Below are 22,881 nucleotides of genomic sequence, written 5' to 3' on the forward strand. Positions count from 1 at the left end.
TTAGTAAATACCATTGCCTGAAGGCAGAAAAACGGTAAATATAGTACCTTCATCAGGCTGACTCGCAACGCGAATGAAACCGCCGTGGGCTTTTACAAAATGATGGGCGATGGATAATCCGAGCCCCGTACCGCCTGTATGCCGCGAGCGCGCTTCATCAACTCGGTAAAATCGATCAAATAGGTGGGGCAGCTCTTCTGTCGGTATTCCGATACCGGTATCTATCACCGAGACACATGCAAAGAACACACTCCGATCAACGACCCGGTCTTCGATTTCAACCGTAATCTTCCCTCCACGAGGCGTGTAACGAATCGCATTAGTAAGCAAATTAATGAGAACTTGCGTAATCCGTCTCGCATCGGCCATCACGATAACCGGTCTTGAAATCGTATAGAGGCATATTTCCAATCCGTTTTCTTCAGCTTCGTATTTCACGTCGTCCACGATTCGTTCTAGGTGTACCGTCAGATCGAGGGGTTTGCGTTCGAGCGACAACCGGCCCGATTCGGCGAGCGACAATTCATGAAGATCGTTCACAAGCCGGCTGAGCCGGATTACCTCATCGTGAAGCCGAAGCAGCATTTCCGGCGGGACAGGATGACCGGCCTGCTGATAATTTTCCAGTTTAAGCTGCATAACGGAGAGCGGCGTGCGAAGCTCGTGAGCAACATCGGCCACCAATCGCCTGCGGGCTTCTTCGGCTTCATGCAGTCGCAATGTCATAACATTGAACGTTTGGGCGACTTTCCCATACTCATCTTTCGTGTCTACAGGTACTTTGACGTTCAGGTCGCCCTGGGCCACTCGCTCTATGGCGGCTGTTAGTTTTTTAAGCGGGAGGGTCAACACCCCCGATATCCAAAAACTGAAAATCAACCCGATCGTAACAAAAAAAAACAAGCGCACGCCGTGCGTGACATTAAGCAATGCGTTCAACTGCACATTGTCAAGGAAATAGGATTTAAAAATTTCGATTTGCTCTTCGGGCGTGGCGCTCAAATAGCGGGTATCGATATGTTCCCTCTGAAATTTATCGATCAAGCCGCCTGTGTAAACCTGCGTTGTCAGGGAGAAAGTGATACTTACAATGAGCACGAGCAGTCCCATACAGGCAAATAATTTCATGCGGACCGTCATCTTCATGAACGTTCACCGAATCGGTAACCGAAACCATATACCGTTTGAATATATCGAGGATTGGTAGGATCGTCTCCCAGTTTGCGCCGAAGATTCCGGATATGGGAATCCATCGTTCTTTCGTATCCCATGTACTCATCCTCCAAAGCAGCCTTTAATAGTTGCAAACGGCTAAAGACAATGCCGGGACGACCCGCGAGTGTGAACAGAATTTTAAATTCGGTAGGTGTCAATTGGATTTCCTGACCGTCTTTGAATATCTGGCATTTGGCTTCGGAAATGATCAAGTTGTCTCTTTCTAAGAACATCGACCTGTCTTCTGGTCCGCGTAAGCGGCGAAGTAAAGCTCTGATGCGTGATGCGAGCTCGCGCAAGCTGAAGGGCTTCGTCAAATAATCATCCGCGCCGATTTCCAGACCGACGATTTTATCTGATTCATCCGATCGGGCAGTGACCATAATAATGCCGCAATGCGAGCTTTGCCTTATTTCGCGGCATACGTCGATTCCGCTTTTCTCAGGGAGCATCCAATCAAGCACGACGAGATCTGGCTGTTCAGACCGGGCAATCGCGAGCGCTTCCTTGCCGGTACAGGCGGTCAATACCCGAAACCCTTCACGTTGCAAATAGGTCTGCATCTCCTCCAGCATGCCGGGTTCGTCCTCCACAAGCAACAATTTCGGTTCCATTCCCATCACATCTTTCCCTTTTAGTTTGCTTCCATTCGAGTTCATACCGCTTACCGAAAATTATACCGTGAATAGGTAGGTTCTTAAAGAAATCCACACAAAGAGTGGAAGATCTGCATAAGTTCTCGACATTTGTTGTGTAAACTGGCTTTGAAAGGAGAGAAATAGCCGCGAAGAAAGAGAACAATTAATCTTGAGGATCGGATTTGACGCTAAGGGGGTGTGGATTTATCCAGCAAATCCATAACGTTTGAGTAGAACGGAAGCACGACAGTGCTAGTGATCAACGACAGCGAAGAACTTGCCGCAATGATATTCCCACAGGTTTTGGTGGTAAGCAAATCTTACTAGATGATCCAGCAGGTAATCCTATGAACTATTCGAGCATCCAGGCAAATAATGAAAAAACAACAAAAAGGAGTCATTAACAAATGAAAATGAAGCTAGTTTCATTCATAATACTTTGTACATTTCTTGCTGTTCCAACTATTGCCTCTGCTGAAGCAACCAACGGTAATGTCGTGTACGGATTAACCTCTGGGCGACTCTGGGCAACGATGGACGCGGTGATGGGGCTAATCAGCGCGGTCATCGGTGGGCTGTCTTTGGTCCGCTCCGTCCGTCGTATTGGCAACGGTGGGCGAAACGGGGCCATCGTTGCCATGGTATTGGGGGTGATCGTCATAGCCTACGCTGGGGTGCATCTGTCCATATTCACTGGTGATTTCGGCACTGGCGCCGGGCGAGCAGGGGCTATCATTGCTATAGTGATGGGGCTGACCGGCATGGTCCTCGCTGGGCTAACGCTGGCCCGCTTCCGCCGCGCCAGCTAACCCGACAATGAATAAAAATCTAAACCTCCTATTAGAAGCAAACTAGAATTAATTGTTCTAATAATAGGGGGTTTTATTATGATTTTAAGTGAACTTTGGCGTCATTATGAGGCCAATAAACAAAGCACTCTTATAGTTGGGAAGAATGGAGAGGACCGGACTGTATAAATCAAGATTAATCAAGATGTATTTAATTGGGTTCAAAATAACTTGAACGAAATAAAAGGGCTATCTAAATGGATCATTCATGTGCAGCATTGTTACTTGAAATTGCTAACATTGTCCCATTAAAAGTCGCTATTTTAGCGGCTTTTTTCCTTTAAGGGTACAAGTTGTTGTCCTGAGCCGAGGACAACAACTTGTACCTATTTCCGTAATGGACAAGAACTTGGTCCGATTACCAATGTGACACATAACCAATTAAAATTCGACAGCTACTTCATTAAGCTTCCTTGAAATGATTCAGTTTCTTCACTCAGACTCATGTATTCGCAGGATTTCACCTTTAGTAGAATTGACATTACGCTTGGCAACGAAGGAAACGCAAATGGCTTACGTCACTTCTTCCAAGGGAAACCTATTCTTTCTGGTAGCTGCTCGTGCCCGAGATTATTTACCAATGGACGCTGCATCAAGACGTGAAAATAGGCAAGCCTGCGCTGTCGCTGCCAAGGCAGCCTGTCCAAATTGAAGGCGATCCGCTTCGCATTCAACAAATTATGGTGAATTTACTCAATAATATCGTACAGTCCCGTCATCCGGATCGGCTGCTGGCGCAAACTCAAGGCAGGCAGCTAACGCTTAGGGAAAGCTCGGAACAAGGAACTCTATTTGTCCTTTCGCTTCCGACAATTGTATAGAGGGGATTGTGGCAGGCATTAGACCCGGTTCGTTTTCCGGTAAGCGGAAGGACTGACTTTCATCAGCTTCGAGAACACGCGGCTGAGGTAGAAGCCATTGTTGAAGCCGCAAGCTAATGCGATCTGCTCTAAATTCAGATGGGTATCGACGAGCAAGGACTTTGCTTGCTCCAGCCTAGTATGGCTTAAATAGCGCGAAGGAGTCATCCCCACGCTTCGGGCGAATCTGCGGGTGAGCTGAACGGGACTGATACCCAGCTCATCTGCAAGCACCAGCATGCTCATGTCCTTATAGGCGTTCTGCTGGATATAGAGCCGTGCCTGTTCCATCAGAGGATCGGCAGGTTCTTTGTCTTCGCCAACCACGCCGGACGCTATCGACTGCAAACAAAATAGCCAAATATCGTTCAGCGCATGGTTTTGCCAATAGTTCCGTTGAACGATCTCCGCAGCAGCTTCGTCCTGCCTCTTGAAATATCTCAAATTATCGGCAAACCTCTCCTTATGCGTGACGGCGGGCTTGTAGGCAGAAGCCGCCAAACGAAGGTGGACGTTCTGCTCTGCCTCTTGCCCTGCAACCGCCTCTCCCGATAATGAGCCTAACGAAAATCCGATAAAATGAAAGGACGGCGCATGGATAACGTCGCGATGAAAATCGACGCCCGGCGGGCAAACGATGACGTCGCCCATCTGAGCCATTCCCTCACTATCGCCGATCCCATAACGGAAGCTGCCACCCTCCACCGCAAATAGAACCCAATGTCCGTAGGTGTCCACGCTGTATTGAAATTTCTTCTTATGATTCCAAAAGACATGATTCATTAGGCTAGGATATAGGATGGAGCTTCGATTCGACATCGTCACCGCAATCAGCCTCCAGAATGAAATAAAGTATATGCCAATATGATAGCGCAGTGCATGTTAAATAACGACCCCCTCGATTAAGATGATAGTAATTCTAGACTTGGGGGGATTCGATTGAAGTTTGAATCAGTAAAATCCGACATTACCGTTATTGGCGGAGGCTTGGCCGGCGTATGCGCTGCCGTTGCAGCGGCACGTCTCGGCCAAACCGTGTCGCTCGTGAACAACAGACCCGTACTCGGAGGCAATTCTAGCAGCGAGGTACGGGTGTGGGTATGCGGCGCTACGGCGCATGGCACGCAGCGTTATGCGAGAGAAACCGGCATCATGGGAGAAATGTTCGTCGAGAATCAATTCCGGAACCCGGATGGAAATCCGTATTTATGGGATCTCGTAGTACTCGAGACGGTCCGAGCAGAGCCGAACATTGCCTTGTTTCTCAATACGGATGTGCACGAGGTCGAAGCGGAGGGCGCGGAGGAGGAGCGCATCATTAAGTCGGTCACGGGCTGGATGATGGGCTCCGAGCGGAAAATCCGGTTTGAAAGCGATATGTACATAGATTGTACAGGGGATGGCCTTGCGGGTTTTCTGGCAGGTGCTAAATACCGGATCGGCCGCGAGGCAGCAGAGGAATACAACGAGGACTGGGCGCCGGAGACGGCGGACGATATTACGCTTGGGAGCACGCTCCTGTTCTATACGAAGGAGGCCGATCGGCCGGTCAAGTATATTCCGCCGAGCTTTGCGAAGGACATTACCCAAACGGCGATCCCGATGAAGCGGGTCATTCGCAGCGGCGACTCCGGCTGCCACTATTGGTGGATCGAATGGGGCGGCGAGCTGGATACGGTGCATGATAATGAACGAATACGCGATGAGCTCTGGTCGGTCATTTACGGGATATGGAATTATATCAAAAACTCAGGCAATTTCGATGCCGATCGCATGACGCTGGAATGGGTCGGATCGATCCCCGGCAAACGGGAGTACCGCCGATTCACTGGAGATTATATGTTGAACCAAAACGATATTATCGCGCAGGAGCCCTTCAGCGATCGCATCGCCTTCGGAGGCTGGTCGATAGATCTTCATCCGCCGCAAGGTATGTATTCGACGGAAAGCGGTTCGAAGCATTTATTTTCGGACGGCATCTATCATATTCCATTTCGGTGTCTGTACTCCAGCAACGTCAGCAATCTGATGTTCGCAGGCCGCGATATCAGTGCAACTCACGTCGCATTCGGCACGACGAGGGTAATGGCAACCTGTGCCGTCATCGGCGAAGCAGCGGGTAGCGGCGCCGCACTGTGCGTGCAGAAAGGGATATCGCCGCGTGCGCTGCACCGTGACCATATGAACGACCTGCAGCAGACGATGCTCCGACAGGATGCGTCGATTATCGGGATTGCGGCAGACGATCCTAACGATCACGCCAAGTCGGCCCGCATTACGGCATCCAGCACAATGACCAAAGTTTCGCTGACGGACTCAACCTATACGCACCCGTTGGACAAAGAACTAGGCATCCTGTTTCCAGTGAATCCCTCGCTTGAATCAGTGGCGCTGCTGATCGATGCGATAAAGGCTGCTACTCTTGAAGTGGAGCTGTGGCATACTGATAAAGGTGAAAACTACGTGCCAAAGCAGATGGTGGCTGAAGCATCGGTGTCAGTAGCCGAAGGTACCGGGCAGTGGGTTAAGCTGGACCTAGTATGGCAGCCCGATGCAGCCTGCAATGCATTCCTTATTATTAAGGCGAACGAAGCGATTCACCTTCACGGATCGGATCGTCCGATGACCGGCGTGCTGTGCTTTGAGAAGGGGCCAAAGCCGATCGTCTCTACACTTTTAGAGGATCGTCAGCCGGATCAGCCGGTCGTACAGTGGAGCATGCGCCGTTGGAACCGCAAGCCGCTATGCCTGCAGGTTACGCCAAATACGGAAGCGTACGCTGCCGCAGCGGTAACGGACGGGTATATTCGGCCGTTCGCCGGTCCGCATTTGTGGATGTCCGAGCCGATGTCTCCAGGCAATCCGGAATGGCTGCAGCTGGAGTGGGCTGAAGTGCAATCGATCGCCGAGGTACACGTCACCTTTAACGACGACGTTAATGAAGACTTAATAAATTTGCACCATCATCGCACCGCTTTCGAAGCGATTCCCGAGCTCGTCCGAGCTTATCGGATAGAGGCGCTCATCGGTGAGGAATGGGTCACGCTGGCTGAAGAGAAGCACAACCATAAGCGCAAAAAAGTGCATAAGCTCAGCCGTTCCATCATGTCACATACGATTAGATTATGGATCGACGAAACGAACGGAGGACCACGCGCGGAGGTTGCCGAAATAAGAGTCTATGCTCTATAATGGAATAAAATATTTGACAGCGCTTTCATTTTATAGGCATTAAGGGAGAGGATATCATGGCCATAAAGCCGCTTGGCGTTTTGATCGTCGAAGATGAAATTCCTCTGCGGCAAGAGCTTCGGATATTTCCATGGGAGGCGTGCGGAGCCGAATGGATAGGGGAAGCGAGCAACGGCTCGGAAGCGATGCAGCTATGTGCTGAACGCACGCCAGATGTCGTGATAACGGATATTACGATGCCGGTTATGGACGGTATTGCTCTCATTCGGGAGCTCCGGAAGCGGCACCCGAACGTTCAGATCATATTGTTAACCTGTCACAGCGATTTTCATTACGTACAAGAAGCGCTCCGTCTTGGAGCGCTTGAATATATTTTGAAGGTGTCACTGGAGGAAGAAGAGCTTAAGCAGGCGATGGACAAAGCGAGGGCTGCGGTCGTCAAGGAGCGCAAGGTGCAGGAGCATGCGAGAAGGGAACAGAGGCAGCTGCAAGCCGCCTTATTCGGCAAGCTGCTTCATGGGCAAGAGCCAGCCGAATCCGATTGGCAGCTGATGACGCTAAGTGTAGATCTTCCGATTCGACTGGTACGGCTTATGCTAGACATTCCTCCATTAGCCTATCTAGCTGTGAAGGAAACGGTTCAGCAGAGGCTAACCGAGCAGGAAAAAAGGGATCCAAGCTGGCTGACTTGGCTGACGGTAAGGGAGCGGGAATATTTTGTTCTGCTTGAAGGCAGAACTCCTCCCAATGCTGTTCTTGAGTCACTCCGCACGGTTGTTCAACATTTGACGGAGCTGTTGAATCGGGAAGATACCAAGCAGGAGCGGTGGGCGACAGCATATGCCCTTTTTAGCAAACCGGTCACATCGAAGGAAGAAGTTGCATCGGCGCTCGCCTATTCGAACGAGTGGAAAGATGCGCTGTTTTACGACAGATGTCCCGAGGAAAGCGCTGTGTACGCTCAGCATTCGTTGCCTCTATCGGATCTGACGGAAAAGAAAACGAAGGAATTAAACGAGCTGCTGAGAAAAGCATCATTGTCTCCTGCGAGCTTGAAGGAATGCTTGCTTGGCGAGTTCAGGGAATGGTGCATCGCAGAGCGAGTGAAGCCAAATCAACTGAAGGAGCGGGTACTCAATTGGCAGGTTGATTGGCACAGGCAGCAAGAGGGCGCTGTGCTGAGCGCAGCCCGTATGGGGCTATTAATGGACGCAGGAACATTAGCTGAGATGATCGCCAATATTGTTCAGGATATGGAAGCTGCCGAGCTTGGGAAGTCGCGTTCGCGCTTCGAGATTCGTTTGGCCGTGCAATGGATCAAAGACCATCTCAAGGAGCCGATCTCGCTGCCCGTTATTGCGGAGCAAGTAGGGCTGAGCCCACATTATATTAGCAAATTGTTTCGCGAGGAAACGGGGAGTACGGTCAATCAGTATATTACCCGTCTTCGTATGGAGAAGGCGATTGAGCTTCTTAGGCATTCGAATAAGAAGGTATATGAGGTCGCAGAAGAGGTCGGCATTCCGAGCTACCGCTATTTTACCGTTACGTTTCGAAATTGGACCGGGGTATCGCCGACGGACTATAAACGGAATGGCTGAAAGCACAGGAAAGTGAGAACGAGCGTGAAGGAAGGGTGGAAATGACGAAACTGTTTCATTGGTATGCCAGCCTTGGTCTCGCTTCCAAGCAGTTTATTTATTTGTTCATCGTGACGCTGCTGCTCGTTCAAGTGCTTGCATGGCGAAACCTCCATGAGGCGGAGAGTCTGCTTCAAAATCAAGTCATTCGCGATGCCGTGCTGCTCGTCAGCCGAACGAATCAATATATCGATGCTAGTTTGGACAATGTGGAAAACATGCTGCTACTACTCTCGACCCGCTCCGATTTGCTGGAGGAAGGGAATGAGGAGGCAGCCGTCGAGACGCTTCGCAAGTTTGCGGGGATTAACAACTCCATTGCCAGAACGTTGTACATGATTCGAGCTGACGGCCAAGTATTTGCAAGCTCTCAGGTCGTTTATGACATCATCGGCAATCCAAAGCTGAATCAGCTCTATGAGCTGGCGCTTATTAACTACGGGGCTATTAACGTGAGCGAACCTTATGATTCGCCAATGTCGGGGCGAACGCTTGCTTACGTATTGCCTATTGCGGATGCAGGCAATAAGGTGAAGGGTGTCGTTGTCGCCGAACTTAATCTCGATTTCCTTACGGAGCGTATTGCGCCGATGATCTATCAATCTTATATATTGTTCACGAAGGAAGGCAGCGTCATTAATCGGCTGGATTCCCGCGATAAGCTGCTCCCCTTCCAATCGGCCTCGTATCCGCCGAAGCTGGAGGAGAGCTTTCGCGGGCAGCTCGCCTTGCTCAAAGTCGGCGTCAGCGGCATAGAAGGGGATTCCTTGAATCCGCTCGTTGCCGTGAAGTCGACCAAAAACCGCCTAGGCTGGTCGCTTGCGGCGTTCATCGAAGAGGATTATTTCTATCAGGATCTGCAGAAGCTGAACAACAACTACCGGACCGCGAGTATCGTATGGATCATAATGCTACTGATCAGCGCGTATCTGCTCAGCCGATCGTTCACGCATCCGATTCGCCGGTTTGTCGAGAAGATGGACCGTCTAAACAACTTTCAGGTCGTGGCGAAGCTGCCTGTCACAAGAATGGACGAAATCGGCAGGCTAACGCAGAGCTACAACGCCATGCTTGAGAGGATTCAGAGCCTGCTCCAGAAGACGAAAAATGCGGAGGAGCAGAAGAAAGAATACGAGCTGAAGATGCTTCGAAGCCAGATTGCGCCCCATTTTCTCTATAATACCCTTGCCTGCATAAGCAGCTTGGCAAAGCAGCAGCGGATCGACGAGCTGCGCGATACGATTCGATCGCTGGTCAAGCTGTTGAGCTTCAGCTTCGACAAGCAATCGGAATATGTATCGCTTGAGGAGGAGCTGGAAGGTCTGCGAATGTACATGCATATTCAGCAGGTGCGCTATGGGGAACAATATCAGTTTATGATTGATATCAATCCTGACCTTCTGCAGTATCGCATACTTAAGCTTACGCTGCAGCCGCTCGTAGAAAATGCACTCTTCCATGGACTAACGCCGAATCACGGGGGGCTTATCGTTGTGAAAGGCGGGTTGAGGAAGGGTGTTCTGAGACTCTATGTACGCGATAACGGGATAGGCATCAAGCGGGAGAAGCGGAGCAGGCTGCTGTTGGAAAATCAGGACGGTGGGCAGCGTTCCAGGTACCGGTTTACGGGCATCGGGCTGCGGAACGTGCATGAGCGGATTCGGATCCATCACGGCGAGACGTACGGCTTGCGGATCGGCAGCGCGGAGGGAGCAGGAACTGTTGTCCGCGTCGATATGCCCGCCCTGACGGAAAGCGACGAACGATTAGGTATTTGGCGTTAACCATAAACGATACAAAGGCTGTCATGTGGTTTCTTCAGACCATTCGTGACAGCCTTTACTCATTAATTCAAAACATGGATATTGATGCAGATGGATCCATATTCGAGGCTAATGATTATGAAGGAAATGCGTACATTTTTTACGTTTTAGTGTATATCGAGGAGACGTCAGGACCTTTATACTTACCTTATTGGAAGCGCATTCAAAGTATGGAGGGATACGATGGAAGCCAATCATAGCCTAACGCCAGCCCCTCGGATACGGTTTTCTCCGCGGACAAAGCTGCTCATGATTTTAAAATTGGTATGGCGGTTTAAAGCCTTTTACGTCATGCTGCTGCCCGGCATTATTTATTTTGTCATATTTCGGTACTTCCCGATGTACGGAGTCATTATCGCTTTCAAAGATTTTGCGATCCTGGACGGCATAACGGGCAGCTCGTGGGTCGATCCGTGGTATAAGCATTTTCAGAGCTTTTACGAGTCGCCTTACTTCAGCCAGCTGCTGACCAATACGCTGTTGATCAGCCTCTACAAGCTGTTATGGGGGACGCTGCCGCCGATCATGCTGGCCGTACTGCTGAACGAATGCCGCGTTCGCTGGCTGAAGACGATCGTACAAACGCTGACTTACATGCCGCACTTCTTGTCTTGGGTCATTATTTTCGGCATTCTTTTGACGCTCTTCTCCCAGAACGGCGGTCTCATAAACCGCTGGATTGTGGAAGCGGGGGGAAGCTCGATCCCGTTTCTGACCTCGACGGAATATTTCCGCAGCATACTGGTCGGATCGGAGGTATGGCAAAATCTCGGCTGGGGTGCGATTATCTATTTAGCCGCGATGGCAGGCATCGATCCAACGCTTTACGAGGCGGCGAAGGTGGATGGTGCGAGCCGAATGCGAATGATCTGGCATATTACGCTTCCTGGCATTAGAAGAATTATCGTCCTGCTGTTCGTTCTGAAGCTTGGCCATCTGCTAGACGCAGGCTTTGATCAAATTTACATTCTGTACAATATTCAGGTGTACCCGGTTGCGGACATCATCGACACATGGGTTTACCGAACCGGTCTGCAGCAGCTTAATTTCAGCTTGGCGTCGGCAGTCGGATTGTTCAAATCGGTCATCGGACTCATCCTTGTGCTAGGTGCTAACCGCGTGGCTAAGAAATGGGGTGAGGGCATATGGTAAGAGGCCTCGATGATAAAATTTTTAACACAATTATATACGTTATTCTCGGACTATGCGGACTTGTCGCCATTCTGCCGATCCTTTATGTCGTATCCGTATCCATCACTCCGTTCGGAGAAGTGCTGCGTAACGGCGGATTCATATTGTTCCCGAAGGAAATTACGTTTTCCGCTTACCGCACCCTGCTGACGGAGTCCAATATTCCGAAGGCGTTCCAAATAACTGTTCTCATCACGGTGATCGGAACAGCGGTCAATCTCGTTTTGACCGGACTGATGGCGTACCCGCTCAGCCGCCGGAATTTGCCGGGAAGAAACTTTTTTCTGCTCATGATCGTGTTCACCTTGTTGTTCAGCGGAGGGCTTATTCCGACCTATCTGGTCGTTAAGTCGATGGGGCTGCTCGATTCTATCTGGGCGATGATTCTGCCAAATGCAGTCTGGAGCTTTAACGTTCTTATTATGAAAAGCTTTTTTGAAGGGCTGCCGGAGGAGCTGTTCGAGTCGGCCCGAATGGATGGAGCCAAAGAGTTCCGCATCCTGCTGCAAATCGTTACGCCGCTTTCCGTTCCTGTCTTGCTGACGGTTGGATTGTTTTACCTGGTCGGCCATTGGAACGAGTTTTTTCAAGCGATTTTTTATGTGACCGATCGCACGCTGTATCCACTGCAGGTCGTCGTCCGGGAAATTCTGATGCAAAGTCAGCAGCCGCTGGAGAACGCGGAAAATATGATGCCGACGCAGACGATGCAGATGGCATCCGTCATGATTGCCAGCTTGCCGGTCATCGTGATCTATCCGTTTCTTCAAAAGCATTTTACAAAAGGGATGCTGCTTGGTTCGATTAAAGGTTAACCGATGAAACCATTCAGAGAGGGGTTAAGATCATGAAGAAATTAGGGACTTTGCTAGTAGCCGTTTCATTAGCGGGAGCCATGCTTACGGCTTGTTCGGGGGGAAACAGCAGCGGTAATCCGGGAAACCATTCGGGCGCTACCGCCAAGCCCGGAGCGGAAACGACGGAGCAACCTAGCGGCAAACCGGTTATGCTCGACATTATCGAGACGGGGAACAATCTTCCGTCGCCCGATAAAGACATGATTAAGCAGGAATTGGATAAGGCGCTGAATATCGACCTGAACCTGACAGTGTATCCAGCAGCGGACGATTACAACAATCAACTAAACGTTCGGATGTCCTCGGGGAACTTTCCCGACCTGTTCATGGTCGACCGGCAGCAGCTCATTCAGTTCTCCAAGCAAGGGCTGCTGCTCGATCTGACGCCGTATATGGATAAGCTGGAGCAAACGGTAGCGTTCATAGGGGAGGACAGCGTCAAGAAGGGGATGGTCGACGGGAAAGTATATAGCATCTCCAAATCTCCGCAAATCCCTTACAACACCTTATGGATCCGCAAGGATTGGCTCGACAAGCTGAAGCTGGAAGTGCCGACGACCGTGGAGCAGTTGGCTTCCGTAGCGGAAGCGTTCACGAAGAACGATCCGGATGGAAATGGCAAGCCGGACACCTTCGGTCTAACGGGCGGCAAGCTGAGCGCATTCTCGACCGTTTTCGGAGCCTTCGGCGTCGGAATGCCAGGCAACTTCTACGAGAAGGACGGCAAAGTCGTCAATGCGCTGCATGAACCGGCAATGAAGGATGCTTTGGCCTTTATTAAGGACATGATCGCATCCGGATCGGTTGATCCGGAGCTGCTCGCCAATAGCGGATTGCAGCATCAAGAGAAGGCGATCAAAGGGCAGGCAGGCATCGTCTATATTGATTGGCCGAACATGACGAAGGAGCAGTTCGTGGAACAGATCAAAACCGTTAATCCGAATGCAGAATGGCTGCAAATCGCCGCTCCTTCGGGTACAGGAGGACAATTCGACGGTTCATGGGATATCGGCGCGGCGCCTGGGAGATATGCCATTCCGAAAGCGCTTGAGAAAGACCCTGAGAAGCTGCAGCGGGTGTTCGATCTGCTCAACTATATTTCGAATCCGGAAGGAGGCTCGCTGCTCGTGCAGTTTGGGGTGAAGGATACGCACTTCACACTTAAGGACGGCAAGCCGAAGATGACGGACAAAGCGGGCGAGGTTGGTCATTCCTGGCTGTACCAATTCACTGGCAGACCGGAAATGGAATATTTACAGGCGAAGTTCTCCGCTCAATCGGCTGCAATCGAATTCGCGAACGATCAACCCCGTATTGAAGCATTGAACGGATTTGTCGACAATCCAGAGGGATATAACCCTGCCGATGCGAACCGGTACATGGAAGAGGAGATCGCGAAGTTTATTTACGATAAACGTCCATTGACCGAATATGATGACTTTATCAAGACGCTGGAAACGTCTATGAACTACAAAGCGTTAGTGGACAGCGCCATGGAACAGCTTAAGGCGCTCGGTTACGGGGACTAAATAACGAGAACGAAAGGCCGACCTCATTCGATGCAGGTCGGCTTGTTCTATCATACGCTATGTGTTTTTCGGTACGACGAAGGATTAACGCCGCACAGTTTTTTGAAGCTTTTGCTTAAATGATGTTCGTCGGTAAATCCGCAATGCTCGGCGATTTGGGCAAGGGTAAGCGAAGAATATACAAGAAGTTGCTTCACCTTGTCCATTCTAAGATTAGTCGCGTAGGCGCTTGGCGTTATGCGGAATTCGCGTGTAAACAGTCTTGTCAGCTGCACCTGGGTTAGACCAAGCTCCACAGCGACCGACTTTAACGATAGGCCGAATTCTGCTTGCTGCTGAAGCAGATGCAGGGCTCGCCCAAGGGTCGGATCCTCGCTGAACAAGGTCATCTTATGCTGCTCGGATTGCTCGATCTGAAGCAAATAGAGCAGATCCTTGAGAAGATGTTTCTTGTACGTATGACCAATCCGTGCATGCAAGTATTGGGCTTCGCGAAATTGAGAGAGGGTGGATTGGAAGCGTTTGTTGTTCAATAGCCGAAGCTTGCCGAAAGTCGGAAAATCCGCCGCACGCGGCGGCTCCTCTAGGGAATTGATCCATTGAAACCCCATGAGATGGAACGATAAACCGTCCGTTTGCCGGTAGAAGGTTAGATCGGGCGGGCATAATACGATGTCATCCTTGACCGCCCTTCCGCTTTGGCTGCCCATTCTGTAATTAAAAGCGCCTTCTTCGACGATGAACAACGCCCAATGATCATACGTATCATGCGTTTTCAGAAATTGAGGGGTATCCTTCACGTAGACATGGTATTGCAGATCGGGATCCAGAAATCGGCTGAACTCCATTGCTTGACAACACCTTTTCATAGATTGAAATTATTTACAAGGAAAATCAATTTTTCTTACATTATAACATGATGGTTCGCCAAATATAATTAAATTAAATACAAGTAGGAGGTATAAAGGATGAAGACAGCCAATATGGAAATACCGAAATTAATGGAGCAATTTCATGAACAGGGGTATTTGGTTATACCAGATATTTTGTCGCAGGAACAGGTGAGCCGGCTGAATGCCGCGATCGACGAAATTGTCTTAGCGGAACCGGAAGCGCTTTCGCATAATATTTATAACAGCGTAGAACGCCATGCCGAGATCGCTGCATTAATCGATCAACCTGCCATTCTTCCGTTAATCGTTAATTTGCTTGGCCACAACATTCAGCTTCATATCTCCCACCTCACGATCAGACAACCGAACCCAAGCGAAGCTCAAACGGCCACGCACAGCTTTATCGATTGGCATCAAGACGGTCCTCATCCGCAGTTTCCTGTCATTAACGGCTTGACGGCAACCTATTATATTAAGGTTTGCTATATTTTGAGCGATATGTCGGAGCCGGATCGCGGCAATACGAAAGTAATTCCGGGCAGTCACAAGCAGCCGTACAATCCGAATCACAAGGATGTGCGCCAGCAGCTTGACGGAGAGGTACAAGTGTGCGGAAAACCAGGTGACGTCTTCGTGTTCGCCCAAAACTTGTGGCATGCTGGCTCGCCGAATCGCTCCGCATTCACAAGAAGGCAGCTGTTCCTCGGCTATAGCCCGATCTGGATGCGTCCTATCGACTATCATTCGGCGTCTGTGAGCCTGCTGAAGGACGCCGATCCGATACGCCGCCAGCTGCTTGGGCAGATCAGCGACAACAAATTCAATTATTACGTTCCGGAGGATTCGATGGTGCCTCTTAAATCCATGCTGATCCATCCATTCTCGCAGTAGCTTCACTATCCATTCGAATGGGAAGGATGAACGAGATGACTGTATTCAATATCGCTTCCGATTCAGCAAATCCGCAATCCGGTCCAAAATCCGTTCGGTCCTTGCCGATACCTCGACAGGCATTTATTACTTATACACAGGCGGAAGCCCGCGTTTGTTTTTTTCAGATTGTATTGGGAGCTGATCAGCGCTTATCTGAAGGAGGTGTCGCCAGACTTGTTATCCAAGGACTTTAGTACCTACTGCAAGCCTGCCGCTTGGTTAGAGAGCAGCTCGAGCTGGAAGAAGACTGCTGCTTCATATGCACTAATAATAACAAAACCCCTTACGCTGCCCATAGCGTGAGGAGTTCCTGTGAGGAGAAAATTGCCGTGGGGAAGGATTGGTTTAAGTATGCCTTGACCAATACCTATGGGATGAAAAACATCAGCGGTCATCACTTCATTGTAAAAAACAACCATATCCATCATATGGCAGGTAGGAGGCATTGGCGGAGGAGGAGATAATGTCACCGTTGTTATCAAGTTCTTGTCATCCGATGTCGAGGGACAAAAGGATTTATTTGGGGACGACGATTTGTTTCCTGTTAAAAAAAAGGAATACACTCCTTTCCCGTTAAAGAAGAAGGGCGATATCGAGTATGAAGTCAGATGGTATACGTCTGATCTCGAAAAGGATGGACATAAGGTAATTCATGTAGCTCGGAACCGATTCGGGGAAATTGTCATGATTTACCGCTTAATGTATGGTGACGGTATCGATGATGTGAATATTCATATCTCAAGGTGAAGATTATCTCTAAAGATGGGGTAAAGGCTCCTGGCTCGAACGTACTCTTACATGTTGAGAACAAACATATGGATATTGCAGATATAAAGATTGAAGGAGAACGTGTTAACAGGGGTTACGGATCGATTATGATGGAAAGTTTAATGAAACTCATCCATGTGATGCAAGTCAAAGTTGTCGGGGGACAAGAACATGTTCCGGTTACCGATTAGATAAGTATCTTACTATGTTTCCATGCAATTTCATTAAGCTAACGGGCAGGAAAGCGGGAGGCTATGCCGAATACCTAGTTTTAAGTTGATTTTCCTGTAAAGTACTGGTAAATAAACACAAAGGTGCGATAGCCCGTGTTTGTTAAAGTTTATGAGTACCGATTCAGTTTGACATTTGGACAATCAGGTAAACCAATGATCAATAGATTCAAGACAAAAACCAGCATATTAAATAGGAGAGTTCATATGGGAGATAAGCTGAACTGGGCCGGGAATTATCGCTACTGTTCGATGGAGTTGCTTGAGCCTAAAAGTCTAGAAGAGGTTAAGGAACTAGTAGTTAGCCGCACAAGCATACGCGTGCTTGGCTCGCGCCACTCTTTTAACGGGATTGCCGACACCGGGGGCAGCCATCTTTCGCTTCGAAAGATGAATCGGGTAATCGATCTCGACCGTGTACAGAGAACCGTAACCGTCGAGGGTGGCATTCGGTATGGCGATCTGTGCCGTTATTTAAATGATCATTGCTATGCGTTGCATAATTTAGCATCGCTGCCGCACATAAGCGTGGCTGGTGCCGTGGCGACAGCCACGCACGGCTCGGGCGATCTTAATGCAAGCCTGGCGGCTTCTGTACGTGCTATCGAGCTAATGAAATCGGATGGAGAAGTTACGGTACTCACGAGCGAGATAGACCCCGAGTTCGATGGGGCGGTTGTCGGACTCGGCGGACTTGGAGTCGTCACAAAGCTTAAACTGGATTTAGTACCCTCGTTTCAGGTAAGTCAGACCGTATATGATCGTCTTCCTTTTTCTGCACTGGATCATGGCATAGACGAAATTTTATCTTCCGCATACAGTGTCAGCTTGTTTACGGATTGGGCAGAGCCCATATTCAATCAAGTGTGGGTAAAACGAAAGTTGGGAATAAACGGGGAGGATGAGACATCTTCCGATTTCTTTGGGGCTTTACCAGCTCCGGAAAAACGGCATATGGTACCTGGCCAATCTGTGGTGAACTGTAGCGAGCAGCTAGGCGCTCCTGGACCATGGTATGAACGGTTGCCTCATTTCCGCATGGAATTTACCCCCAGCGCGGGCAACGAACTGCAAAGTGAATATTTCGTTCCGAGGCGGCATGCGGTCGAGGCAATGCGTGCGCTAGGTAAACTGCGTGATAGAATTGCGCCTCTGCTCTTCATCTCCGAGATACGAACCATTGCCTCGGATACCCTCTGGATGAGCCCATGCTACCAGCAAGACAGTGTTGGTTTTCATTTTACATGGAAGCCGGATTGGGATCGCGTGCGCCAGTTACTTCCGCTTGTAGAACGTGAACTCGAACCGTTTGGAGCACGCCCACATTGGGCGAAACTGTTTACGATGGAGTCGGAAATGATACAAGTTCGGTATGAGCGGTTAGCGGATTTCCGTCAGTTACTACTTCGATACGATCCAAACGGGAAGTTTCGAAATACGTTTTTGGATAATTACATCATGCATTGATGTAAAGGATTAATCACCATTTTAGAAAAAGTGATTTCTAATTGAATGAAACACAATGATATTTTGTTTCATTCGTTAAGACCTCCACCACTTGCAATAAGGGTTGGAGGTTATTGGTTAGTAACAGAACTGAGTAGCACTAGAGCCGGAAGTTATTGCTCCGCAGGGTAAAATCTGTTCGATTGTTGAGACAGATGAATCACTGGATTTGACACTTCTTAAGAATAAAAGTGCAACCTTTGTTTGGGAATTCATGTTCACACGCTAGACCTATCAGACAGCCGATATGATAGAGTAGCATAAACTCCTTAATGAAGTTGCACGTCTCGTCAACCAAGGTTTCTTACGGACGACCATTGCACAGAAGCTGGAGCCGATCAATGTGGAGAACCTGTGTAAAGCGCATGTTCTTTTGGATACAGGCCGGACAGTGGGTAAAATCGTTCTGCAGCACTTTTAAAATAGTGAAGATACATGAACCAATATGAGAAAGATCATGCTGAAAAAAGAACGGCATCTTGCTGATTAAAATCCGATTTATCAAAAGCCTTTGCTGTATGAGCAAGGGCTTTTGATTTGCCTTCTGAACATTGAAAGGAGGTTACGAGTAGGACTTATTCTTGACGAGATAGTTATTGAATTCGATCATGAAGTGTCGGGTGACAAAAACATAGTAGCATTAGAAGCCGCTGATTATGCGGCTTTTTATATTTATGTTATCAAGTTCTTGTCAAAACACAACAACACGAACTTAATAACATTCCCGATATGATTTCATCGACGGCAGCAAACGTCATTTTATTAAGCTAATGGGCAGTTTAGTTCGAATTCAGCTTGTCAATGGCATTGTAGTATACGGTGGATTCTCGCTCCTGCACATCCTAACACTCGATAAACAGAAAAGAAAGAAGGCTAACCGTTTTTTTATAACAGACGATATTCCCAAAGTAATAGCATCTCGATCAAACTAATTAATTGATCTGGGTGTAAATCTTTTTGCATTTGCTGCCACCGGATGAATATATGAGATTCAAAAAAAGCCGGAAGTTTATAGCAGTCAAGGGTTCGACATAGATGAGACTTTTTAATGAAAGAAAATTTCTCAACGGGAAACAACAACTCAATAAGGCAGCCGGCGAGAATGCTCGGCTTTTTTTCATTGAGCTATCGGGCAAATTAGATTAGCAATCTGTAAGAAACAATCCGAACTGAAATGTACTATATTGTAGTTTATGTAGGCCCCCCTAAAGTCTAAAAGAATAAACGACAGACGCACACAAAGGAGTGAAGTTATGAAATTATTGCTCACATCTGCAGGCATTAATAACAAAAGCATACACGACTCGCTAGTTGACATGCTGGGCAAGCCCATCGCAGACTCCAACGCCCTCTGCATCCCCACCGCGATGTACGGACACCCCTGGGTTGGCCCCGGCGTCAAAGCCTGGCAGTTCATCAGCGGGAATTCCGAGAACCCCATGGTCGACCTGGGCTGGAAGTCCGTCGGCGTGCTGGAGCTCACAGCGCTGCCAAGCATCGACAAAAACCGCTGGGTGCCGCTAGTCCAAGAGACGGACGTCCTGCTAGTTGCGGGCGGCGACGCGCTCTACCTGTTCCACTGGATGCGGCAGTCCGGACTGGCAGACCTCTTGCCGTCTCTGCAGGCAGTTTATGTGGGACTGAGCGCCGGGAGTATGGTGATGGCACCTAACATCGGGGAATTCTTCGTTGGCTGGACTCCACCCACCGGTGGCGATGAAACGCTGAATCTGGTTGATTTTGCAATATTTCCGCATCTTGACCACGAGATGCTGCCGAGAAACACCATGGCTGATGCAGAGAGATGGGCCGCCGGGATGCAAGGGCCAGCGTATGCGATTGATGATCAGACCGCCATCAAAGTGATCGACGGAGCGGTCGAAGTTGTCTCCGAAGGGAATTGGAAACATTTTTCGCCCTGATATACCCCGCTATGGAGCTAACGGGAAACACTAGTTCAAATCAGAAAGATTAAAACCTTCTATTAGAAGCAAACTAGATTTAATAGTTCTAATAGGAGGTTTTGTTATGATTTTAAGTGAGTTGTGGCGACTGTATGAGACTGATAAACGTATCCAAGGATTTAGTCCGAAAAACATGGAAAGCATACGCCCTCCACCACAAAATGCTGATGAAGGAACTCGGTGACCTGGATATAACGAGATAACTTTGACTCTGCTGAAGGAGTACTTAGCGAAGCAATCTAATCGGTTGAAGCCAAGTAGCCTAGGACATCGGATTCGGTTTATTCGTTCCCTTGGTTTGCGCTACCAGTACGGGCTGCCGGGTTGGAGAAGCAGAAAAGATAAATATCGAGGATCTTAACTGGGAAAACTGCTCCGCAATTGTTAATGGCAAGAATTCAAAGCGAGAGAGGTTTATTTTACGACAGAGTGCAAAGTGTGACTAAAGAAGTATCTGGCCAGCGGTGAAGACAACTGTAGAGCCTTATTCGTAACCGTAGACGAATGACCATACCTACGATCAGGTGGGCGTTGAAACGGCTTGCAGTCCGAGGAGAGCTTGAAGTAAGGAGGGGATGTTTTATGGGAATTGTCGGAGAAGACTTCCAAATAGAGTTTCGTAAATTGATTGGTGATGACCAAGTTACATTTCGCTGGGAAAATATTGCACGAACTTATTTCATCAAATCCACATATGAGAATAAGTATATAAAAATCCGAGAAATTGGCGTTTTTTTTGTTTTAAGGATATATGTTCTTGCCAAAAGTAAAATACTCCATTTGTGATTAGCAATCCATAAGAAACAACCAAGCTAAAATGTCCTATAATCTAGTTAATGTAGAGATCCCTATGAACAAAGGAGAACTGAAAATGAGAAAGCTTGTTCTATTTTTGCACGCATCGCTTGACGGTTTTGTAGAAGGTCCGAACGGTGAAATGGACATTGGCTGGGTTTCCTACGATGCTGATTTGGAGAAACACGCGAAAGAAATTCTGAGTACTGCCGACACTGTTATTTTGGGACGTGGGACTTATCAGATGATGCACATCTACTGGCCATCTGTGCCTTCGAACCCATCAGCTTCGCAGCATGGACGGAATCATGCCGAGTGGATCGAAAAGACAGCCAAAATCGTTTTTTCCACGACGCTGGAGAAAGTCGAATGGAACAATTCCAGACTGGTGAAAGAAGATGTCGAGGAAGAGATCAAGAACCTCAAACAGCAACCAGGCAAGGACATGGTCATCCTCGGTAGTCCTAGGTTCGCACACTACCTTATGCAGCTTGGTTTAATAGATGAGTATAAAATTACGGTTTCTCCCGTCCTGATCGGCAGCGGGTTGCCGTTATTCCAAGGTCTCAAGGAGAAGAGCAATCTTCAACTTATCGAAAACAAGACATTTGATTCTGGAGCCATAGGCCTCGTTTACCAGACGATTAGATGACCTTGTCTCCAAAAGTAGATTACGCTAACGGGACACGATAGCTCAATGAAGACATTTGAAGGCAGCCGCCCCAAAAGCCGGCTGCCTTTTTCGATATCCATTTCCACAGCAGTGGTAAATAGGCGCACTAATGTATAATAAAAAGACTTCAAGGATTCGGCCCGCAAAAATAAAGATATCAAATCCATCCACGAATCATTCCTTTGGATCCATGGACAACCGGCGAAGTATCGGAAATAATGGGGGAAGCGGGGTCCAATAAACCGGAGAGGTGAAAAGGATGAAACTAAAATTGATCAAGGCATTGTGGGGCATGGAGGGTACGGGCACATTGGAAGAGCAGATGGCGCGCATCGCTTCCGTCGGCTACGATGGCGTTGAGGCGCCCCTGCCGGCACCTGAAGACGAACAGCGGTTTAAGGAACTCCTCGCAAGCCATGGGCTTGATTACGTGGGGATGATTTTTACCGAAGGGCCAGACCACTTTGCTTCTTTCGAAGCACAATTGGAACGGGCGAAGTCATTTGAACCAGTCCATGTAACCGCCCATTCCTTGAAGGACTATCTTACTCTTGAAGAGCAGATCGATTATTTCCGGCGAGCCGTGCAGCTTGAGCAGCAGATGGGAGTCCAGGTAGGCCATGAAACCCACCGGGGCAGAGCATTATTTAATCCTTGGGATACGGGGAAAGTGCTGAATGCCGTCCCAGGGCTCGGGCTGACGGCCGATTTTAGCCACTGGTGCTGCGTTACCGAATCCACGTTGGAACATTTGGAGAGCGAATTGGATCTGGCGATCTCCCGCAGCGTACATATCCATGGGCGTGTCGGATATGCGCAAGGACCGCAGGTCCCGGACCCGCGGGCACCAGAGTACGCGAATGAAGTCGCGCGGCATTTTGACTGGTGGCAGCGAATCGCCGAAGCGAGACAGCTTGCTGGTGCTACAGAGTTGACATTTACTCCGGAATACGGTCCGCCGGGTTATCTTCATACGCTGCCTTTTACCAATCAGCCGGTTACGGATTTGTGGCAGGTATGCAACTGGATGGTAGAACAATACCGCGAGAACTTCGAACGAATCCAATCCGTGAAAGCCACCTGACTGACATTAGACATGACTGCACTTAAGAAAAAAATGCAAAAGGCTGCCGCATTGCTTCCAAAGCATGCGGCAGCCTCTTCATATTTGCTGGCGTGGAGGCGGATATTTTCGATAGAGCTTTGATCAGCTGCTCAATGGCGTACTAAATCGATCGGTTGAACATGAGTATTCTGTGATGGTTCTTCCTACGAAATATGCCCCCGAAAATGAGCTTAGTTACTTAAAGACAAGAAGGCAGCCGG

Annotated in this window: 20 protein-coding genes and 1 pseudogene; 16 read left to right on the forward strand and 5 right to left on the reverse strand. The window is 48.8% G+C overall.

The annotated features are described in order from the left end of the window. Both PLA01S_RS15420 and PLA01S_RS15425 read right to left on the reverse strand, forming a co-directional pair. On the reverse strand, window positions 1-1,146 hold the full coding sequence (locus tag PLA01S_RS15420) for a sensor histidine kinase (RefSeq protein ID WP_127592956.1): 1,146 nt from the start codon (window positions 1,144-1,146) through the stop codon (window positions 1-3). Then, a complete protein-coding gene (locus tag PLA01S_RS15425; RefSeq protein WP_127592957.1) occupies window positions 1,143-1,829 on the reverse strand; it encodes a response regulator transcription factor in 687 nt (228 codons plus the stop codon). Before PLA01S_RS15425 ends, PLA01S_RS15420 begins: the two co-directional genes overlap by 4 nt. 431 nt (window positions 1,830-2,260) lie before the next feature. Here PLA01S_RS15425 and PLA01S_RS15435 point away from each other — a divergent pair, with 431 nt between their 5' ends. After that, the gene (locus PLA01S_RS15435) at window positions 2,261-2,662 is read left to right on the forward strand and encodes a DUF6223 family protein (RefSeq protein WP_127592958.1); all 402 of its coding nucleotides are present in this window, start codon (window positions 2,261-2,263) and stop codon (window positions 2,660-2,662) included. 599 nt (window positions 2,663-3,261) lie between these two features. Then, window positions 3,262-3,522, forward strand: a complete 261-nt coding sequence (locus tag PLA01S_RS15440; RefSeq protein ID WP_127592959.1) for a hypothetical protein — start codon at window positions 3,262-3,264, stop codon at window positions 3,520-3,522. Between the two features lie 18 nt (window positions 3,523-3,540). Here the strand turns inward: PLA01S_RS15440 and PLA01S_RS15445 are convergent, their stop codons facing one another. Then, on the reverse strand, window positions 3,541-4,344 hold the full coding sequence (locus tag PLA01S_RS15445; RefSeq protein WP_246059567.1) for an AraC family transcriptional regulator: 804 nt from the start codon (window positions 4,342-4,344) through the stop codon (window positions 3,541-3,543). 156 nt (window positions 4,345-4,500) lie between these two features. On the opposite strand from PLA01S_RS15445, the gene PLA01S_RS15450 reads away from it, so the two are divergent. From PLA01S_RS15450 to PLA01S_RS15475, 6 genes are all read left to right on the forward strand, one after another. Next, window positions 4,501-6,753 (forward strand): FAD-dependent oxidoreductase, encoded by a 2,253-nt coding sequence (locus PLA01S_RS15450; protein WP_127592961.1) that lies wholly within the window; start codon window positions 4,501-4,503, stop codon window positions 6,751-6,753. 56 nt (window positions 6,754-6,809) lie between these two features. Continuing rightward, window positions 6,810-8,354: a response regulator gene (locus tag PLA01S_RS15455; protein ID WP_127592962.1), complete on the forward strand. Its 1,545-nt coding sequence runs from the start codon at window positions 6,810-6,812 to the stop codon at window positions 8,352-8,354. Between the two features lie 41 nt (window positions 8,355-8,395). Then, window positions 8,396-10,177: a sensor histidine kinase gene (locus PLA01S_RS15460; protein WP_127592963.1), complete on the forward strand. Its 1,782-nt coding sequence runs from the start codon at window positions 8,396-8,398 to the stop codon at window positions 10,175-10,177. A gap of 288 nt (window positions 10,178-10,465) precedes the next feature. Continuing rightward, entirely contained in the window at window positions 10,466-11,368 is a 903-nt protein-coding gene (locus PLA01S_RS15465; RefSeq protein ID WP_371860421.1) for an ABC transporter permease, read from the forward strand. Beyond that, window positions 11,362-12,222: a carbohydrate ABC transporter permease gene (locus tag PLA01S_RS15470; protein WP_100537242.1), complete on the forward strand. Its 861-nt coding sequence runs from the start codon at window positions 11,362-11,364 to the stop codon at window positions 12,220-12,222. Before PLA01S_RS15465 ends, PLA01S_RS15470 begins: the two co-directional genes overlap by 7 nt. Window positions 12,223-12,254: 32 nt before the next feature. Next, complete coding sequence (locus PLA01S_RS15475) at window positions 12,255-13,793, forward strand: extracellular solute-binding protein (RefSeq protein ID WP_127592965.1); 1,539 nt, start codon at window positions 12,255-12,257, stop codon at window positions 13,791-13,793. Between the two features lie 50 nt (window positions 13,794-13,843). Here PLA01S_RS15475 and PLA01S_RS15480 read toward each other — a convergent pair whose 3' ends face one another. Beyond that, complete coding sequence (locus PLA01S_RS15480; protein ID WP_127592966.1) at window positions 13,844-14,641, reverse strand: AraC family transcriptional regulator; 798 nt, start codon at window positions 14,639-14,641, stop codon at window positions 13,844-13,846. 120 nt (window positions 14,642-14,761) lie between these two features. On the opposite strand from PLA01S_RS15480, the gene PLA01S_RS15485 reads away from it, so the two are divergent. Next, the gene (locus PLA01S_RS15485; protein WP_127592967.1) at window positions 14,762-15,577 is read left to right on the forward strand and encodes a phytanoyl-CoA dioxygenase family protein; all 816 of its coding nucleotides are present in this window, start codon (window positions 14,762-14,764) and stop codon (window positions 15,575-15,577) included. Window positions 15,578-15,816: 239 nt separating this feature from the next. Here PLA01S_RS15485 and PLA01S_RS15490 read toward each other — a convergent pair whose 3' ends face one another. Further along, entirely contained in the window at window positions 15,817-16,101 is a 285-nt protein-coding gene (locus PLA01S_RS15490; RefSeq protein WP_127592968.1) for a hypothetical protein, read from the reverse strand. A gap of 261 nt (window positions 16,102-16,362) precedes the next feature. Between PLA01S_RS15490 and PLA01S_RS31985 the strand changes: the two genes are divergently transcribed. The 7 genes and pseudogenes from PLA01S_RS31985 to PLA01S_RS15530 all read left to right on the forward strand — a co-directional run bounded on the left by PLA01S_RS31985 (window position 16,363) and on the right by PLA01S_RS15530 (window position 22,639). After that, window positions 16,363-16,578, forward strand: coding sequence for a hypothetical protein (locus tag PLA01S_RS31985; RefSeq protein WP_164817430.1), 216 nt, complete (start codon window positions 16,363-16,365; stop codon window positions 16,576-16,578). A gap of 246 nt (window positions 16,579-16,824) precedes the next feature. Then, window positions 16,825-18,084, forward strand: a complete 1,260-nt coding sequence (locus tag PLA01S_RS15495) for an FAD-binding protein (protein ID WP_127592998.1) — start codon at window positions 16,825-16,827, stop codon at window positions 18,082-18,084. A gap of 148 nt (window positions 18,085-18,232) precedes the next feature. Beyond that, window positions 18,233-18,544 (forward strand): annotated as a pseudogene (locus tag PLA01S_RS15500) (zinc-binding dehydrogenase); the annotation flags it as partial. Window positions 18,545-19,376: 832 nt separating this feature from the next. Beyond that, window positions 19,377-20,045: a Type 1 glutamine amidotransferase-like domain-containing protein gene (locus PLA01S_RS15505; RefSeq protein ID WP_127592969.1), complete on the forward strand. Its 669-nt coding sequence runs from the start codon at window positions 19,377-19,379 to the stop codon at window positions 20,043-20,045. 624 nt (window positions 20,046-20,669) lie between these two features. After that, window positions 20,670-20,873, forward strand: coding sequence for a hypothetical protein (locus PLA01S_RS15520; protein WP_127592970.1), 204 nt, complete (start codon window positions 20,670-20,672; stop codon window positions 20,871-20,873). An 85-nt stretch (window positions 20,874-20,958) separates the two neighbouring features. Continuing rightward, a complete protein-coding gene (locus PLA01S_RS15525; protein WP_127592971.1) occupies window positions 20,959-21,534 on the forward strand; it encodes a dihydrofolate reductase family protein in 576 nt (191 codons plus the stop codon). Between the two features lie 280 nt (window positions 21,535-21,814). Next, complete coding sequence (locus tag PLA01S_RS15530; RefSeq protein ID WP_127592972.1) at window positions 21,815-22,639, forward strand: sugar phosphate isomerase/epimerase family protein; 825 nt, start codon at window positions 21,815-21,817, stop codon at window positions 22,637-22,639. Window positions 22,640-22,881: the final 242 nt, after the last annotated feature.

Source organism: Paenibacillus lautus NBRC 15380, from assembly GCF_004000945.1.
Lineage (GTDB): Bacteria > Bacillota > Bacilli > Paenibacillales > Paenibacillaceae > Paenibacillus_AQ > Paenibacillus_AQ lautus.